A 16,353-nucleotide genomic window follows, 5' to 3' on the forward strand; every position below is an offset into this window, starting at 1 on the left:
GCCGACTCGGGTTTTGCCCGAGGTCCTGCTTTCTTCGCCTGCCGCATCCAGGCAGCTGCATACCCAACACCTCAGCCTTCGGATGCTTCGCTGCACGATTGCTCAAAAGTGGCGGGAATCATCCAATAGCCGGAACGGGGCGGGTGTTAGACCAAGGCAGCAACGACAGGTCTCGCCGCGATGGCTGCGGCGGGCGAGACGCTACGAGGTGCATGTCTCCAGCCTCCAGGGGCGTTCTAACGGAAGGAACCGTCAGGCAATGGCTTCATCCAAGACCCTACCGCGCCGGTGTTACAGCCTGGTTTTCCATCCGCGTGAGGAACAGGCGCAGCAATGGCGACGTGTTCAGATTGTTGTAGCCCAGCATCAGATCGATGGTCGGGCTTTCTCCCTTCAGAGGGCGGCTGACGACCGACCACGACAGGAAGTTTTCCGCGTAGGCAGGAAGAAGGCAGACCCCGCGTGTGGACGCCACCAGCGAGATGGCCATCGCAAAATTGTCGATCACATGGGTGGGTTTGATGTCGAGACCGAGCTTGGCGAAATAGCCGTCTATGACACCCCTCAGCACATGGGGGATGTCGGACATGCCGATGAAGATCTCGCCCACCAGATCACGAGGGTCAATCTCGTCTTCCGCAGCGAGCCGATGATCGCTCGGCAGAACGACCACCAGCGGCTCGCTGGCGACGACCCGGTATTCGACGTTCTGCTTCTGCTCGTTGCGAAGGAATGCGACGTCAAGCTTGCCTCTCTGCAGATCCTCGGCGAGCTGGGGGGAATACTGGCTGACGACCCTGATTTCGATATTGGGAAGTTCGTCGCGCAGGATGCGCGATGCGATCGGAAGCCACTCGACCTCCATCCCCGTCAGAAATCCCATCGAGAAAACCGGCTTGTCCGGCTCCGCCGCCCTGCGGGCGGCTTCGACGGCGGCCTCCGCTTCCGTAACGGATTGCCGGGCGTGATCGAGGAACGCCTTTCCGGCGGCGGTCAATTCGATGCCGCGGGCGCTGCGCAGGAGCAGCGGTACTCCCACCTCGTATTCCAGGTCCCGTATCTGCCTCGACAGGGACGGCTGCGCGGTATGAAGGCGCTTTTCCGCCGCGAGAGTAAGGCTGCCCTCTTCGGCTACGGCGATGAAGTAACGCAGGTGACGAAGTTCCATGACGATAGACTCCATGCTTCAGAGGTATGTCTACCAACTTACAAAGTCTTTTTCAATGCAGCTGAACAAGCCTACACAGTTACTCAACGGAAGCGGAAAACAGCTGCGACGCAGTGCCCGAAGACTCCGTCTTTTAACAGAAATATCAAGGATTTGAGCCATGTCTGAACGTGTAGTACTGATCACAGGAGCGCTGACCGGCATCGGCCGCGCAGCCGCTATCGAAATCGCCAAGCAGGGAAACAAGGTGGTTGTCTCCGGCCGCAACGAACCTAAGGGGTATGCCCTTGCCGAGGAGATCAACGCAGGCGGCGGGGTTGCTTCGTTCATACGCGCAGACGTTCGCAACGACGATGACGTCCGCAATCTGGTGGACCAGACGATCAGCCTGCATGGCCGTCTCGACGCGGCCGTGAACAATGCCGGCACCGAAGGACAGCCCGGCCTCGTCACCGCCCAGACTGCGGAAAGCTACGCCGCCACCTTCGACACCAATGTTCTCGGCACGCTGCTCAGCATGAAGCACGAGCTGCGCGTAATGCAGGAGCGCGGCGTGGGTAGCATCGTCAACATCTCCTCGACCTACGGTCACGAAGGTGCTGCCTATGCCTCGGTCTACTCCGCCAGCAAGCATGCCGTGGAAGGCCTGACCAAGTCGGCCGCCCTTGAAGTCGCCGGCTCGGGCGTCCGGGTCAACGCAGTTGCGCCCGGCCCGACGGATACGGGCATGCTCGACCGCTTCACCGGCACCGAAGAGAACAAGGCCGCGCTCGCGTCGGGCGTCCCGCTCGGCCGTATCGGCAAGCCCGAGGACGTGGCTCACGCGATTGCGTTCCTCGTCTCCGAGCAGGCTTCCTTCGTCACGGGCCAGGTCGTCACGGTGGACGGCGGCAAGACCGCCGGCTGATCCCGATCAACTGCAGCATCTTAGGAGCATCATCATGACTACGCATCACACTGCGCCGACGCAGTTCGTCGAGGCGGCCGGAGTGAATTTCGCCTATCGCCGCTTCGGCAATCCGGAAGGCGTTCCCCTCGTCATGAACATGCACTTCACCGGGACAATGGATCACTGGGATCCGCTTGTCACGGACGGCCTTGCCAAGGGCCGTGAAGTGATCCTGTTCAACAACGCGGGGATTTCGACCACCTCCGGCGAGGTTCCGACCACGATCGAGGGCATGGCGGCGAACGCCGTCGCCTTCGTCAAGGCGCTCGGCCTTTCCAAGGTGGATGTGCTCGGCTTCTCGCTGGGCGGCCTTGTCGCCCAGGAAATGGTTCTTGCCGCACCCGATCTGGTGCGCAAGCTGATCCTCGTCGGCACTGGTCCGCGCAGCGGTGAGGCCATGGAAACGCTGACCCCGGAAGCCCTGGCGGTGTTCGGCGGGACCTACGAGCACCCCGACGACCTGTGGCTGGGGGTTTTCTTCACCCCCACGGACAGGAGCCAGGCCGCAGGCCGCGAATTTCTGAAGCGCTTTCGCCTCCGCACGGAGGGACGCGATCATGAGGTCAGCGAGAAGGTCGCACCGGCGCAGATCGAAGCTCTCGGCAAGTGGGGCGCTCCGCGCGAGAATCCCCATGCCTACCTGAAGTCGATCAATCAGCCGACGCTGGTCGTCAACGGCGGCAACGACGTGATCATCTATACGGTCAACTCATTTATCCTGCAGCAGAATCTTCCGAACGCACAGCTGATCCTCTACCCGGACAGCAGCCACGGTTCCCAGTACCAGTATCCGGAACTGTTCGTATCGGACGTCTCGACGTTCCTGGATAAGAACCACTTCTAGTCCACAGCTCCGACAACCCAACAGGACGCGCTGGCCATCCGCGAGGATGGCCAGAAGGCCCCTTGCGTCCCGAACCTATGAAAGGAATACGCAATGGCCGAGCTCTCAGGGAAGACGGTGGTTGTAACCGGCGCTTCGCGCGGGATCGGCCGTGCGACCGCTCTGAGCCTCGCCCAGGAGGGCGCGCAGGTCATCGTTCACTACGGTCGGCATGCACGGGAGGCCGATCAGGTCGTGGCCGAAATCCGCTCCCTCGGCTCACGCGCCGAAAAGATCAGCGCGGACCTTTCCGCACCGGACGGGCCGCACAGGCTTGCCAAGCGCGCGAAGGAAATCATCGGCGGCCGCCTCGACATCCTCGTCGCCAACGCCGGTATCTTCGTCCCGGCCTCGATCGAGGATCTCACGATCGAGGAATTCGACAGGCTCTTCGCCGTCAACGTCAGGGCGCCGCTGTTCCTCGTGCAGCAGCTTCGATCGATCATGTGCACCGACAGCAACGTCATATTCATCTCGTCGCTCGCGGCGCGCTCCCCGATCGGCGGGCACGCAGCGTATGCCGCGACGAAGGGCGCGCTGGAAACCATCGTAAAATATCTCGCCAGCGCCTTTGGCCCGCATGACATCCGCGTGAACGCGGTCGCGCCGGGGATCGTTGAGACCGAGATGTCTTCCTTCGTGCGAACGCACGAGGGCAGGGAGCGGACGCTCGCCATGCAATCGATGAAGCGCGTCGGACGCCCCGAGGACGTCGCACGCGTCGTCACCTTCCTCGCCTCCAATGAAGCCCGGTGGATCACTGGCGAAGTCGTCCAGGCTGACGGCGGATCACGGCTCTAGACGCACGCCGCCGTGCGTCGGGCTCAAATGCAAAGGATATCTACCTATGTCGCAGAATAAAAATTCGAACTGGTTGGGCGTGTTTGCCGTCGCCCTGAGCGCAACCGTCTTCTGCACGACCGAATTCCTCCCGGTCGGCCTGTTGCGCTATATCGGCGACGGGCTCGACGTCTCTGAAGGTACCGCCGGCCTGATGGTGACGGCACCCGGTCTCCTGGCAGCCGTCGCCGCGCCCTTCGTGACCGTGGCGATCAAGAACCACGACCGGCGCCTGGTGCTGCTGGGCCTGTCGTTTCTTTTGGCGATCTCCAATCTGGTATCCATGATCGCCCCGAACTTCATGGTCCTCATTTTCGGCCGCATATTGTTCGGCATCGGTCTGGGCGGCTTCTGGGCCATTGGCGCCGGCCTGGGCGGGCGTCTTGTCGAGGAGAGCCAGGTCGGGCGGGCCACCTCGATCATCTTCGCGGGCGTGTCGCTCGGGATGCTGATCGGCGGACCGGCGGGCGCACTCATCGGCGATGTCGTCGGCTGGCGGGCGGCCTTCGGAGCCGCGCTTGCGATCTCCGTTCTCGCGTTCGTCGCGCAGATCTGCTCGCTGCCGAAGCTTGAGGTCCAGCAGCGCGTCCGCCCATCCGATCTGCTGGGAATCGCCCAGACGCAGCAAGGCCGCATAGGGCTGGCCGCGATGTTTCTCGTGCTCGTTGCGCAGTTCGCCACATATACCTACGTCACGCCCTTTCTGGCGCAGATTTCAGGCTTCGGTGGCGGCGCGATCTCCTCGATCCTCCTTGGCTATACCGCGATCGGTCTGGCCGGCAATTTCGCAGGCGGCGCGGGTGCCTCACGCAGCATCCGAAAGACGTTCATTGCGACGATTGTCTTCCTGATGCTGCCGATGTTCTTGTTGCCGGTGGTCGGAACATCGCAGGTGGGCACGCTGGCGCTGCTGGCGATCTGGGGCCTGTCCTACGGCGCCATGCCTGTCGCTTTGCAGATGTGGATGGCCAAGGCGGCTCCCAACGTTGCCGAAGGCGGGATGGCTCTGTTCGTCGCGAATTTCCAGATCTCCATCGCCGTCGGCTCGTTCGTCGGGGGAGTGGTCGTCGACCAGCTGGGCCTGCTCAATGCGATGTATATCGGGGGAACGCTATCGGCCCTGTCGCTGCTCACGGTCCTGACCCTCGGGCGCGTCTCCGCCAAGATCGACGTCGCCGAGGTCGCCTAGCTGCCCGTCACCGGCGGTCATGACGGCCGCCGGTTCCGCCCATCGGGACATAACCTCAAGCCAATCCGTTCGGTGTGACCGGGTTCCGGCTGAGCACCGATCGGAGGCACAGCCTCCGCAATTCGACGCTGCCGCGTCAGTGACACCCCCGGCATCCCGAGATTTCAACGCAAATCACTGCAATCCAAGGAGAAAGAAGATGAGTCTGCAATCAGAACACGGCCTGTTCTCGCCGGTCCGGATCGGCGAAATGGACCTCAAGCATCGAGTGGTGATGGCGCCGCTGACGCGCTTGCGCGCCAACCTCGATACCGACGTTCCAGGGGATCTGATGGTCGAATACTACAAGCAACGCGCCAGCGACGGCGGCCTGATCATCAGCGAGGCTACGACGATAACCCCCGACAATCGGGGCTATCTGGGCGCCCCCGGCATCTACAACGACGAACAGGTCGCCGGATGGTCTCGGATCACACAGGCGGTTCACGCCCAGGGCGGCCGCATCCATCTTCAGCTTTGGCATGTCGGACGTACCTCCCATGAGGATCTGAACGGAGGCCGCGTTCCAGTCGCGCCGAGCGCTGTTCCTTATGACGGCCTTGCCTACACGCGGAACGGCTGGGTCCCGGCGACGCCCCCGCGGGCGCTCTCCGAAGACGAGATTCAAGATGTCGTCGAGCTCTACCGCGTGGCTGCGGCCCGCGCCGTGGCGGCCGATTTCGATGGTGTCGAAATCCATGCCGCCAATGGTTACCTGCCGGACCAATTCCTTCAGGACATCTCCAACAAGCGGACGGACCGCTACGGAGGCGGGGTCGAGAAGCGCGCGCAATTCCTGCTCGATGTCGCCACGTCCGTCAAATCCGTCTGGGGCGCGAAACGGTTCGGCGTCCGTCTTTCGCCGAGCGGCACCTTCAATGGAATGGGCGATAGCGATCCGGAAAGCCTGTTCGATCATGTCGCCAAGCGTCTCGACCAGCTCGACATGTCCTACCTCCATATCGTCGAGCCACGCGTAAAAGGCTCGCAAGATGTCGAGGGCATGGAGCACCCGATCGCCACCGCCCGGCTGCGGAAGCTTTTCTCGGCACCGATCATTTCCGCGGGCGGCTACGACGGCCAGAAAGCCGAAGCCGTGATCGCTTCGGGCGATGCCGATCTCGTTGCCTTCGGACGTCACTTCATCGCCAATCCCGATCTGCCGGAGCGCCTCCGCGCCGGGGCGAGCTTGAACCGCTATGATCGCGACACCTTCTATGGTGGAACCGAGAAGGGATACACAGACTATCCCTTCCTGAAGGCGCTCGCGGCCGAGTAGTCGCCGGATGCCTTGACGGACGAGACGCGCGCTCGTGTGCGCGCGTCTCGTGGACACGAGCATCAGATGGTTTGGCATCGGGCTGCCACCGAGCTTTCTTGCAAATAGCATCCTTCAACGTTCGCTGAGTGGATGCCGGCATATGCGCTGGTGATAGCCGGTGCGGCGTATGCTCCTGCGCCAGCTGCTCCATTCCGCCACGGATCGACCTCCGCGTTTCGGCCGCAGGCGCAGTTGACGTGCCGAACCCAACGCACCCGTCTCTTGCGAGGGAACTGTGCTGATAGATGGTGATGATATCGGCTGACAACGTCGCTATCTTTGGGTGTCGATTGTCTTTGACGCGTGGGGGAAGACGAGCCTGCGACCTGGGAGACAAGGGATCAAATCGGCAAATAGGGAGTTGATCCTCCAAGACCGCCCAGGTAGGGCTGGCCATCTTTTGATAAGTTGCCTTGGAGTAAGGCCGCGAAACGACGGCATCGAGGGATGAACCCCACTTTCGGCAGTCCGGCTTTTCCGCGCATCTCGGACAACGCTTCCACCGTGCCCTGCCGCCGGTAGCCAGTTTTCTTGCAATCGCCTCCCACTCTGGACTGCCGCAGATGTGGGAGGCTTGTCTTTAGAGCTTCGAGCCGCCATCGACGCGGAGTGTGTCGCCCGTGATCCATTGGGAATCGTCGGATGCGAGAAACGCAATCGCACCGCTGATATCGACCGGCTGCGCCACCCGCTTGATCGCCTGGATCCCAAGGGTGAATTCCTTGCCGGCTTCGGTCTTGGCGAAGTTCGACATGTCGGTGGCGACGACGCCCGGAGCAACCGCGTTCACGCGGATGCCGCGCGAACCGAGGGCGGATGCGAAATGCTTGACCAGAGTGTCGATCGCGCCCTTCGTTGCGGCATATGCCGGAAGGTTTCCGACAGCCGCATGAGCGGCCAGTGAAGACACCAGCACGATGCTGGAGGACTCTCCGAGGATCGGCAAGAGCTGTTGCACGAGGAAGAACGGTGCGCGAACGTTCACCGCGAACTGGTGGTCGAAGTCTTCGACGCGGGTTTCCTCGATGGAGGCGGCCTTGGAGACGCCCGCATTTGCTACGAGAACGTCGAGCCGGCCGGTGACTTTCTTGACCTGTTCGGCGAGTTCGAACGGGCCATTCGCGGTGGAGAGATCGGCCTTGAGCTTTTCGGCTTTGCCGCCCTTGCTGCGAATTTCAGTGACCACGGCGTCGGCTTCCGACCCGGCTTGAGAGTAATGAACGAGCACCGTGGCGCCCGCATCCGCAAGCGCTAGGGCGGCCGAACGGCCGATGCCGCGAGAGGCGCCCGTCACGAGCGCTGTTTTACCTGAGAGCTTTCCCATAGTTCTGTTTCCTTCTATCCAGGGATGATTTCCCTGAGGGAAAAGCTATTGTTTTCCAGTCTGTTAGTGAAAGACTTTGTTGGTTGGCAGTCATGCCGGCGAGGCATGGCTATCCATGATGTCAACTGCTGCTCGTCATGAAGATCGAGGGCCTGACTGCTGCTGAGACCGGCGCAAATGGGGTTCTGGCTATGGTCCGGAATATATTGCCACGGCTGCTCTTCCGATCCATCGCCGCCATGGTTCGGGCTTGTGGCTCGAGACACGGATGAGGTTGGTCTCAAACACGATGTCAGGCTTTCCGCCGGTTTCCAGGAACCACGACGAGGCGGAATGGATTCTACCTCAAGAGTCTTCAATAGCGCCGACCGTCCTGCTGTCAGTATGCCCCGAAGGTTAAAGGAACTCGCCATGATAGAGCTTGTGGTAGATGCCCGCGTACGGCCCGGCAGAGCGCAGCCGTTGCTGCGCTTTCTGGACCGCGTGGCAGACGCCGTCAGGGCGAACCCGGAATGCATCTGGTTCGATGTGAGGGCGGATGGCGAACCTCACGAACCCGAGTGGGGGCGGCCGATTTCGATATCCCTTGGGTGGCGGTCCACGGAGACTTTCGAAAGGCTGCGAAAGTCTGCCGAGGTGGCAGACATCTTCGCCCTTGTCACCAGCCACGTCGCGATCCTCACGATTTATCAGTTTGGCGGAGAACCGGCTTCCGCGGATCAGGAAACCGGCCGGAAGCCGTCAGCGGCGACACCCGGATCACATCTCAATATGGCAGTCGGGTAGACGATCCTCCGGCCGGATCGAAAAGTCCCGGTCGCTCAAAATGACCATCCGTGTTGTCGGCCGGACGGAGTGGCTTTTGCTGCATCTTCTTGGGCTATATCCGCGCGTGCCATGGTGCGCCGGTATCAAGGCAACTCGATTTTCGATCAAGATCCTTCAATAGCGCGCCGTCGCCGACGTGTACGCAGTTTGAAAGAGGTCATAAGGGATCATCGAATGATACATGTTGTGGCAATGCTGACCGCAAGTCCTGGCCAACGCGAGTTTGTCCTCGCAGCGTTCAACAAGATGCGACCGCTCGTCCTCGAGGAGGAAGGATGCATCGAATACCAGCCGCTGGTCGATGCGGATGGTGGAGACCGGATAGGCGCTGACTCGTTCATGGTGGTCGAAAAGTGGACGTCTTCCGAAGCTCTTGATGCGCACAACAAGGGCGCAAACCTCGGTCTATTCCTTCAAACGGTGAAACCGCATCTCGCCCACCTTACGGTTCATATTCTAAAGGCGGCCTCATAGCTCGAAGCCTATGCGCGGTATCGATTGGCGAACAGTCGATTGCAGGCTCTTCACAACGGCAGGCAGATTCACTGCAGGAACTCCAAAACAGATAATAGCCTGCCAGCGCAGGCAAGGCATTCTCAGTTCGGAAAATCCGCGCTGTTTTCATCCGGAAAATTCTAAAGCTGCGATGAGCTTTCAATCATTTCGATGTGCGTCAGCCTACTTTGCAGCCACGAAAACGAGACATGGACCTGGTCCGCTTCCCATAGCCGACCACTAGCGAGGATTGCCCTATGGCCGCACATTCGAAAACCAGCGATACGCTTACCGTCGTCGATGCCTATTACCAGGCCGGCGTGCAGAAGAGGCTGACCGACTTTGCTCCCTATCTCCATCCCGACTTCATCACCACTGCGCCGAACTATCTTCCGTGGGGCGGTGTGCATCATGGTGGCGCCTTCTTCCGCGATCAGGTCCTTCCGAACTTGCCCGACGTCCTCGACTTCGGCCGCTTCAGCTACGACGTCTTCTTTGCGGATGGCGAGAAGGCCGTCGCGCTCTGCAACTTCGGTCTTACCGGCCGAGATGACATGATCAAGATTTCCGAACATTGGACAGTCCGCAACGGACTTGCGATCGACATATGGGTGGCATATTTCGAACCCCAAGCGCTGCTGGACAGCTTGAGAATCGACCACGGACTCAAAAACCTCGCTGTTTAAGCGACCGGTTTCCAAAATGCCGAAACGGAAATGAGGGACGGCCGGCCCGCCTGCGAACATGGTCGATGCCTTCGAATTGGAAGGCGGACGTCACCAGGCCATACTGGTGTCTCCGGTCGAAAAAAGCCTCCGCCGGCCAATCTGACCGTGGAGGCCTGTATTCGCCGCAATGACGCTGCGGGATCATTGACAGGATGGGGATTGGACGACTTGGGTCGATCGGGAAACCCCGGCGCATTCGGTTACCACGGACGGATGCCGTTGCGTTGGTGGCGAGCCAGCGTTTGGCAGGCCGCTGAACGCCCTGATCCAAAGGGTCGAGGAGCCGCCAATGCGTGACGACTCCTCGGGGATGGTGAACGCCTCAGGCCTGGGCGCTCGGGCGACTGGACACCTTCTGATACCAGTCCTTCGTGGCCGCAGCGCCGTCCGGGATCGGCATGGAGATCGCATTGGTCGCGAAATCGATGGTCACGAGCGTCGTGATGTCGGCCACCGTGAACTTATCTCCGGCAACGAAGGGTGAGGTCTGCAGACGGCTTTCCAGATCGGAATAGAAGTTGGCGACCCGCTGCTTGCTGCGCTCGATAAGATCCGGGATTTGGGCATAGTTATGCGGGCCTGCGATCGCCCGATCCTTCAAGCCGGCAACCGTGTTGCGGATAGCCTCCATGACGGAAGCAAAGCCTTCCGTCTCGACGCGGCGGTCCCACATGCCGACGATGGCGCGCTCTTCGGGGGTCGAGCCCAACAGTGGCACCTCGGGATGCACCTCATCGAGATAACGCTGTATGACGGGCACTTCGCCGACTGCCGTGCCATTGTCGAGCACCAGGGTCGGGACGACCTGGCGAGGATTGATCGCCCGATAGGCGTCGGAGAACTGCTCCTTTGCGCCGAGGTCCACCGGAACGAGTTCGACGTCCAGGCCCTTTTCTGCGATCAGGATGCGGACGCGGCGGGAGTTCGGCGAGCCCTTCGATTGGTAGAGTTTCATTTTCTGTATTCCTTGTTGCGAGTTAAGCGGGTAGGCGGTTCAGATGTTTCATGAGGCATGGGCCAAGGATCTTCCGATGCCCGTCCATGCTTAAGAAGACTGCGGCAGCCAGACGATGGGGTATCGTGGAAATGTTGCAATGCACTGGCGGCAAACTATTGTAACGTCGTATGTTTCCGGATGGAGAACATCGCCTGTAAGCAACTTCTCTCGTATTCCGTTGCTGCATATCTATGCCGTTAGCCTTCTTCCGAAAAAGACTTTGTAGGTCTTTCTCCATGCCTTGAAGGCATGGGACAGGCGCACCTTCGAATTATCTGTGGCGGAATTCGGAGCGGGCGGCGGCGCAGGCTCAGTCGGCTTATGCTGATTGAGCCAGTTTGCTTTCCCACAGCCGCCTGCTGTTCCACTCCTTCCTGTGTGGCCGCTATTGAACAACTATCCCGCAAGGTTATGCACTCGCGCATGCGCCCGCTATTGAATAGAAGTGCGGCTTTTGAAGCAGGTGCGCGTTTTAAGACGGTAAGTCTCGCCGGCGGCCGTGCGGTCGGGCTGCGCGCCGCCTTCGGAGCGGTCCGGCAGGAACTGCGAAGACCACGATCGCGTCCATTTCCATGGCCGTTTCGGACGACTTGCAGCCTGACTCCAGGGCGCAAAAAGCCGCTGTATTTATCTGTCGCAAAAGCCTACTTCTATTGCGATTTTTGCAGCAAGCCCCACACGGAATCCCATGCTTCAGTTCAGCCAAGAAGAACCCGACACGCGATATGGCTGGCGTGTCGTTGCCGGTGCGCATGCCACGACAGCCATCACCTTTGGCTCCGCCTACGCCTTTTCGGCGCTGTTTCCGGGCTTGTCGGCCGAGTTCAATGCATCGCGCGGCGAGATCGCGCTGGTCTTCTCGATCGGGGCCTTCATCTTCTATTCGCTGGGCGCGGTCGCCGGGCCACTTGCCGATCGGTGGTCGACCAGCAGGCTCGTCGCCGCCGGCGTCATTGCGATGGTCATCGGTTACGTCGCGGCAAGCCGGTCCACCTCGCTTCCCATGCTTTACGTCGCTTATGGCGCCGGCGTCGGTATCGGCATCGGGCTGTCCTATGTGCCGGCAATCGGGGCCGTCCAGTCCTGGTTCGTCCGCCAACGCGCCCGGGCATCCGGCATCGCGACGGCGGGCCTGGGGCTCGGAACGCTCGTCTTGCCATTCACCGTCGGTCGTCTCATCCCCTATCTCGGCTGGCGCGGCTGCTTTCTCATGCTTGCCGCCGTGATCGCTGTCGTCGGTCCTCCAGCCGCCATGCTCATTCGCCGCCGCCGCGCCGCCGCCGATTTGAACGCGGCGGCACCGACGCCGGCGATGCTCAGCCCGCTTGCCGCCTGGCGTACGCCCGGGTTCCCGCTTTTCTATCTTGTTATCGTTCTGGGCTCCTTCTGCATTTTCATCCCTTATGTCCATATCGTTCCAGCCGCCCGCGATCTTGGCCTTCCGCTCGACGCCGGGACAACCCTGATTGCTCTGATCGGCATTGGAAATGTATTCGGCCGCTTCGTGCTGGCGGGCCTTGGCGATCGGCTGGGTGCGGTGCGCATGCTCGCGGCCTTGACCGCCGGTGTAGCCGCCTCTTTCGTCCTGTGGGCTTTCGCGGATGGTTTTGCCATGCTCGCCATCTTCGCCGTGGTTTTCGGCGCGGTCTATGGAGGCTGTGTCGGTCTCTATCCCGCCGTTGCAGCCGATCTTTTCGGCACCCGCAACATCGGCGCCATGCTCGGTTATCTTTACACCGGCGTCGGTATCGCGGCGCTCCTTGGTCCGACTGCCGCCGGCTTCGTGTTCGACCGCACGGGTACTTATCTCGGCCCGATCATCGCGAGTGCGAGCGCCGCCGCCATCGCTGCGGCCTTTACGCTCAAGCTGCAGCGTCCCGAGGGTAGGACAGCGCCATGACCGGACGGTCATGGCTCACTCGGCTTTAATAAAAGCGATCTGTCAGATTGCCAGGGAGAAGCCCAGATCGCGCAAGGGCAATTGGCGTACCCTTTCTCCCGTTGCCGCGAATATGGCGTTGCCCAGCGCGGGCGCGAGCGCCGGGAAGGCGGGTTCGCCCATGCCGGTCGGCGGGTTGTCCGACTGGATGAAATAGGCATCGATCGTCATCGGCGCGAAGGGCAGGCGCAGGATCGGATAGGCGTTGTAGTTCTGCTCCCGGATCCGGCCGTTTTCGATATTGATCTTGAGGCCCATGGCGGTGGAGAGCGCATCGGTGGACGCGCCCTGCGCCTGGGCTTCGGAGCCGGCCATGTCGATGATGGGGCCGACGTCGAGCACCACCAAGATGCGATCGATCTTGATCTGTTTGTTCGCGTCGACGCTCAGCTCGACCGCCTGCGCGACGTGGCCGGCATGGGAGTAGCACCACGCCAGGCCCAGACCGCTGCCTTTGGGCATTGCCTTGCCCCAGCCCGCCTTCTCGGCGCACATCCGGATCACGTCGGTCGCCCGCTTGGGGCTGAAGTTGACGCTCTGGTCCTTGGGCGCCAGTTCGGCGACGTCGCGGTTCACTGCGTCGAGGAGGAATTCGACATGGTCGCGACCCGAAGCGAGCGACAGTTCATGCATGAAGCTTTGGGCGGCGAAGACCTGTGCATTGTCGCCCGGCGCGCGCCAGGCACCGGTGGGGATCTTCAGCGGCAACATGGTCTTGCCGCGCCGCAGGTTGGGCGCCTTGATGGAGTATTTCAGGTTGTCGGTCAGATTGGCGCCCGTGGCTTCTTTCTTGCCGTCGGCGGTGAAGGTGATGAAATGCTCCTGCCAGGCGTCGAGCCTGCCGTCCTTGTCGATAGCACCCTTGAACTGATGATAGCCGGCGGGGCGGTAGAAATCGTGGCCGAAATCGTCTTCGCGCGTCCACTGCAGCTTGACCGGGGCGTTGACCTTCTTTGCGATGGCCGCCGCCTCGCAGGCATAGTCGTTGACCAGGCGTCGCCCGAAACCGCCGCCGACGCGGGTCTGGTGCATCACGATCTTTTCCTGCGGTATGCCGGCCACCTTCGCCACCAGCGGCAGGCCGCGATCGGGCTGCTGGGTGGGCACCCACATTTCCATCACGCCGTCATGCCAGTGCGCCGTGGTGTTCATCGGCTCCAGCGGCACATGGGCGGCGAAGGGATATTCGTAATAGGCCTCCACGGTCTTGGTGGCACCCGCGAATGACTTGTCCACGTCGCCGACGTTGTCATCGGGCTTTTCCGGGAAACGGGTTGCGAGCTTCCTGGCCTCGGCCGAGAATTTCGAGGTGGAATCCGTCGAGGCTTCGCTCAGATCCCAATCCACTTGCAGCTTGCTCTTCGCCTGGAAGGCGCTCCAGGTATCCCTGGCGATGATGGCGACGCCCGGCATGACTTCGACCAGCAGGCCAGTCCCGTCCAGGGCGAAGGCGTCGAGCACGCCGCGCTGAGCCTTGATCTCGTCCACGTTGAAGGATCGGACCTTGCCGCCCGCCGCCGGACATTTGGTGAAGCTGGCATAGACCATGCCGGGGAGTTGGACATCAATGCCGAACAGCGGCTGGCCGCTGACGACCTTGGGATCGTCGACGCCGCGATAGCGCTTGCCTATGAGGCGATAGTCGGCGCGGGTCTTCAGCTTCAGGCTCCGGGGATCAGGCACCGGCATTCTGGCGGCTGCCGCCGCAAGCGACCCATAGGTTGCGGATCTGCCGCTGGCGGCATGGCTCAAGACCGAATCCTGAGCGGCGATCTGTGTGGGATCCACGTCCCAGGCTTGGGCGGCGGCGGCAATCAGCATCGCCTTGGCGCCGGCGCCGGCCTGGCGCAATTGGTCCCAGGCGCGGGGGATGGAGGTCGAACCACCCGCGCCCTGGCTGCCATAGACCTTGGGATTGATATCGGCCTGCTCCATCACGACATGGTTCCAGTCGGCGTCGAGTTCGTCGGCGATGATCACGCCGAACGAGGTCTTGATGCCCTGGCCGATCTCCGGGCACTTGGAGTAGATGGTGATCGTGTTGTCCGGCGCGATACGGATGAACGCGTTCATGACCTGATCTTTGTCGTCGGCTGTCTCGGCAGCGAACGCCGTGTCTCCGAGGTGGAAGCCCAGGATCAGGCCGGCGGCGCTCCCGCCGGCCAGTTTGAAGAAGGTGCGCCGTCCCATGGACAGCACGGCATTGGTTGCCGATACGGACCGAACCTCGCGCATCAGAGCCGACAGATAGGCATCGGATTCGGCAAAATTGGAGCTGGTGTCAGCCATTGTGTGCCTCCGGGGAACTGGATTGCTGGGGCGCCTGCTTTCGCAGGTTGACCACATCCTTGCCTGTCAAATGCGCGCCTTTGGCGCCGAACCGGGCCGTCACATAGTTGGCGACGGCCGCGATATCGTCGTCCGAATAACCCTCGCCGAAGGCCGGCATGAAGATCCTGCCTTCGGCGGTCGTGCGATCGACGCCATTGATGACCGTTTGCGCCACGTTGGTGGCGCTCGGGTCGTTCACCGCGCGCACGCCGGTGAGCGTGGCGTAGCCGGTGACCGGGCTCACGCCGGTCCAGTCATGGCAGCTCGCGCAAGCGCCGGCGAAGATCTTTTCTCCGCGCGAATCGACATCCGCTGCCACACCCTCCTTGTGCGATGCCGGTGCAGCCGTCGTGACTGTGCGCGGAAGATCGCTCGCATGGGCGGGTATGCTGCGCAGATAGGCCACCAGGGCATGCACGTCGTCCGGCACCAGATAGCTGAGGCTGTCGTCGGTGGCTTCGCCCATCGGGCCCGCCGCGCCGCCATGCCCGTTGGCATGGCCGGTCGAGAGGTAGAGATAGATATCCTCGTCGCTCCAGCCGCCGATACCGGAATCCCTGTCGCCGGTGATATTGTAGGCGTGCCAGCCGGCGGTGATGGCGCCGGCGAATTTGTGGTGATTGTCCAGCGCAAAGGCGAGGTTGCGCGGTGTATGGCACTCGCCGCAATGGCCGAGCGCCTCGGCAAGATAGGCGCCTCTGTTCCATTGCGGGCTCTGGCCGGTGTTGGGACGGAAGCGTTCGTCGGTGTTGAACATCCCGTTCCAGAAGGTGAGAAGGCTGCGCTGGTCGAAGGGCCACGAAAGCCGGTTTTGCTTGGCCGGAGCATGTGCCGGCGCCAGCGTGAAGAGATAGGCCTTGATGGCCAGCACGTCGGCGTCCGTCATGTAGCTGTAGGAGGTATAGGGCATGGCGGGATAAAGCTTCTCGCCGTCGGCCCGAATGCCCCGGTGCACGGCCGCCAGGAACTGCGCGTCGGTGTAGTTGCCGATACCTGTTTCCTTGTCCGGCGTGATGTTGGTGGAATAGATGGTGCCGAACGGCAGGTTGAAGGCGAAGCCGCCTGCAAAGGGCGTGCCGCCGGGGGCGGTGTGGCAGGCCTGGCAGTCTGCGGCATGGATGAGATATTCGCCGCGCTTCACCAGATCTTCACCGGCAAGCTGTGCCGGAACGCCGGTCGTATTGGCGACCTGATAGTCTTCCAGTGCCACGGTCGAGCCACCGGCAAAGGACGTCGGATCACGGCCGAGTACCAGCCATCCCGCAAAACCAAGCGCGATGACAACGATGAGCGCGACGACAAGACCGATGATTTTCTTCATG

13 protein-coding genes are annotated in these 16,353 nt (G+C 61.7%); 8 read left to right on the forward strand and 5 right to left on the reverse strand.

The window, feature by feature from the left end; translation table 11 throughout:
* Window positions 1-277: 277 nt before the first annotated feature.
* On the reverse strand, window positions 278-1,168 hold the full coding sequence (locus ACQZ6J_RS28875) for a LysR family transcriptional regulator (protein WP_449086528.1): 891 nt from the start codon (window positions 1,166-1,168) through the stop codon (window positions 278-280).
* 160 nt (window positions 1,169-1,328) lie between these two features.
* Here ACQZ6J_RS28875 and ACQZ6J_RS28880 point away from each other — a divergent pair, with 160 nt between their 5' ends.
* The 5 genes from ACQZ6J_RS28880 to ACQZ6J_RS28900 all read left to right on the forward strand — a co-directional run bounded on the left by ACQZ6J_RS28880 (window position 1,329) and on the right by ACQZ6J_RS28900 (window position 6,347).
* Window positions 1,329-2,075, forward strand: coding sequence for an SDR family NAD(P)-dependent oxidoreductase (locus ACQZ6J_RS28880; RefSeq protein WP_163993148.1), 747 nt, complete (start codon window positions 1,329-1,331; stop codon window positions 2,073-2,075).
* 34 nt (window positions 2,076-2,109) lie between these two features.
* Complete coding sequence (locus tag ACQZ6J_RS28885) at window positions 2,110-2,961, forward strand: alpha/beta fold hydrolase (RefSeq protein WP_449086529.1); 852 nt, start codon at window positions 2,110-2,112, stop codon at window positions 2,959-2,961.
* Between the two features lie 93 nt (window positions 2,962-3,054).
* A complete protein-coding gene (locus tag ACQZ6J_RS28890) occupies window positions 3,055-3,801 on the forward strand; it encodes an SDR family NAD(P)-dependent oxidoreductase (protein ID WP_163993143.1) in 747 nt (248 codons plus the stop codon).
* Window positions 3,802-3,847: 46 nt separating this feature from the next.
* A complete protein-coding gene (locus ACQZ6J_RS28895; protein ID WP_449086530.1) occupies window positions 3,848-5,029 on the forward strand; it encodes an MFS transporter in 1,182 nt (393 codons plus the stop codon).
* A 199-nt stretch (window positions 5,030-5,228) separates the two neighbouring features.
* Window positions 5,229-6,347: an alkene reductase gene (locus ACQZ6J_RS28900; protein ID WP_449086531.1), complete on the forward strand. Its 1,119-nt coding sequence runs from the start codon at window positions 5,229-5,231 to the stop codon at window positions 6,345-6,347.
* A gap of 622 nt (window positions 6,348-6,969) precedes the next feature.
* Here the strand turns inward: ACQZ6J_RS28900 and ACQZ6J_RS28905 are convergent.
* Entirely contained in the window at window positions 6,970-7,713 is a 744-nt protein-coding gene (locus ACQZ6J_RS28905; RefSeq protein WP_449086532.1) for an SDR family NAD(P)-dependent oxidoreductase, read from the reverse strand.
* Between the two features lie 1,002 nt (window positions 7,714-8,715).
* Between ACQZ6J_RS28905 and ACQZ6J_RS28910 the strand changes: the two genes are divergently transcribed.
* Window positions 8,716-9,015: a putative quinol monooxygenase gene (locus ACQZ6J_RS28910; protein ID WP_163993134.1), complete on the forward strand. Its 300-nt coding sequence runs from the start codon at window positions 8,716-8,718 to the stop codon at window positions 9,013-9,015.
* A gap of 278 nt (window positions 9,016-9,293) precedes the next feature.
* Window positions 9,294-9,722, forward strand: coding sequence for a nuclear transport factor 2 family protein (locus ACQZ6J_RS28915; RefSeq protein WP_449086533.1), 429 nt, complete (start codon window positions 9,294-9,296; stop codon window positions 9,720-9,722).
* A gap of 364 nt (window positions 9,723-10,086) precedes the next feature.
* Here ACQZ6J_RS28915 and ACQZ6J_RS28920 read toward each other — a convergent pair whose 3' ends face one another.
* The gene (locus ACQZ6J_RS28920) at window positions 10,087-10,719 is read right to left on the reverse strand and encodes a glutathione S-transferase family protein (protein ID WP_449086534.1); all 633 of its coding nucleotides are present in this window, start codon (window positions 10,717-10,719) and stop codon (window positions 10,087-10,089) included.
* A 730-nt stretch (window positions 10,720-11,449) separates the two neighbouring features.
* Between ACQZ6J_RS28920 and ACQZ6J_RS28925 the strand changes: the two genes are divergently transcribed.
* Window positions 11,450-12,661 carry an MFS transporter gene (locus ACQZ6J_RS28925; RefSeq protein WP_449086535.1) on the forward strand — a complete coding sequence of 404 codons (1,212 nt, stop codon included), beginning with the start codon at window positions 11,450-11,452 and terminating at the stop codon, window positions 12,659-12,661.
* A gap of 42 nt (window positions 12,662-12,703) precedes the next feature.
* On the opposite strand, the gene ACQZ6J_RS28930 is transcribed toward ACQZ6J_RS28925, so the two are convergent.
* Together ACQZ6J_RS28930 and ACQZ6J_RS28935 are read right to left on the reverse strand one after the other, a co-directional pair.
* The gene (locus ACQZ6J_RS28930; protein WP_449086536.1) at window positions 12,704-14,989 is read right to left on the reverse strand and encodes a molybdopterin cofactor-binding domain-containing protein; all 2,286 of its coding nucleotides are present in this window, start codon (window positions 14,987-14,989) and stop codon (window positions 12,704-12,706) included.
* Complete coding sequence (locus tag ACQZ6J_RS28935) at window positions 14,982-16,352, reverse strand: c-type cytochrome (RefSeq protein ID WP_449086537.1); 1,371 nt, start codon at window positions 16,350-16,352, stop codon at window positions 14,982-14,984. Before ACQZ6J_RS28935 ends, ACQZ6J_RS28930 begins: the two co-directional genes overlap by 8 nt.
* Window position 16,353: the final 1 nt, after the last annotated feature.

Source organism: Rhizobium sp. A37_96 (assembly GCF_053521765.1).

Coding starts and splice junctions, on each gene's coding strand:
- ACQZ6J_RS28875 (WP_449086528.1), bottom strand. CDS start 1,168: ATGGAACTTCGTCACCTGCGTTACTTCATCGCCGTAGCCGAAGAGGGC.
- ACQZ6J_RS28880 (WP_163993148.1), top strand. CDS start 1,329: ATGTCTGAACGTGTAGTACTGATCACAGGAGCGCTGACCGGCATCGGC.
- ACQZ6J_RS28885 (WP_449086529.1), top strand. CDS start 2,110: ATGACTACGCATCACACTGCGCCGACGCAGTTCGTCGAGGCGGCCGGA.
- ACQZ6J_RS28890 (WP_163993143.1), top strand. CDS start 3,055: ATGGCCGAGCTCTCAGGGAAGACGGTGGTTGTAACCGGCGCTTCGCGC.
- ACQZ6J_RS28895 (WP_449086530.1), top strand. CDS start 3,848: ATGTCGCAGAATAAAAATTCGAACTGGTTGGGCGTGTTTGCCGTCGCC.
- ACQZ6J_RS28900 (WP_449086531.1), top strand. CDS start 5,229: ATGAGTCTGCAATCAGAACACGGCCTGTTCTCGCCGGTCCGGATCGGC.
- ACQZ6J_RS28905 (WP_449086532.1), bottom strand. CDS start 7,713: ATGGGAAAGCTCTCAGGTAAAACAGCGCTCGTGACGGGCGCCTCTCGC.
- ACQZ6J_RS28910 (WP_163993134.1), top strand. CDS start 8,716: ATGATACATGTTGTGGCAATGCTGACCGCAAGTCCTGGCCAACGCGAG.
- ACQZ6J_RS28915 (WP_449086533.1), top strand. CDS start 9,294: ATGGCCGCACATTCGAAAACCAGCGATACGCTTACCGTCGTCGATGCC.
- ACQZ6J_RS28920 (WP_449086534.1), bottom strand. CDS start 10,719: ATGAAACTCTACCAATCGAAGGGCTCGCCGAACTCCCGCCGCGTCCGC.
- ACQZ6J_RS28925 (WP_449086535.1), top strand. CDS start 11,450: ATGCTTCAGTTCAGCCAAGAAGAACCCGACACGCGATATGGCTGGCGT.
- ACQZ6J_RS28930 (WP_449086536.1), bottom strand. CDS start 14,989: ATGGCTGACACCAGCTCCAATTTTGCCGAATCCGATGCCTATCTGTCG.
- ACQZ6J_RS28935 (WP_449086537.1), bottom strand. CDS start 16,352: ATGAAGAAAATCATCGGTCTTGTCGTCGCGCTCATCGTTGTCATCGCG.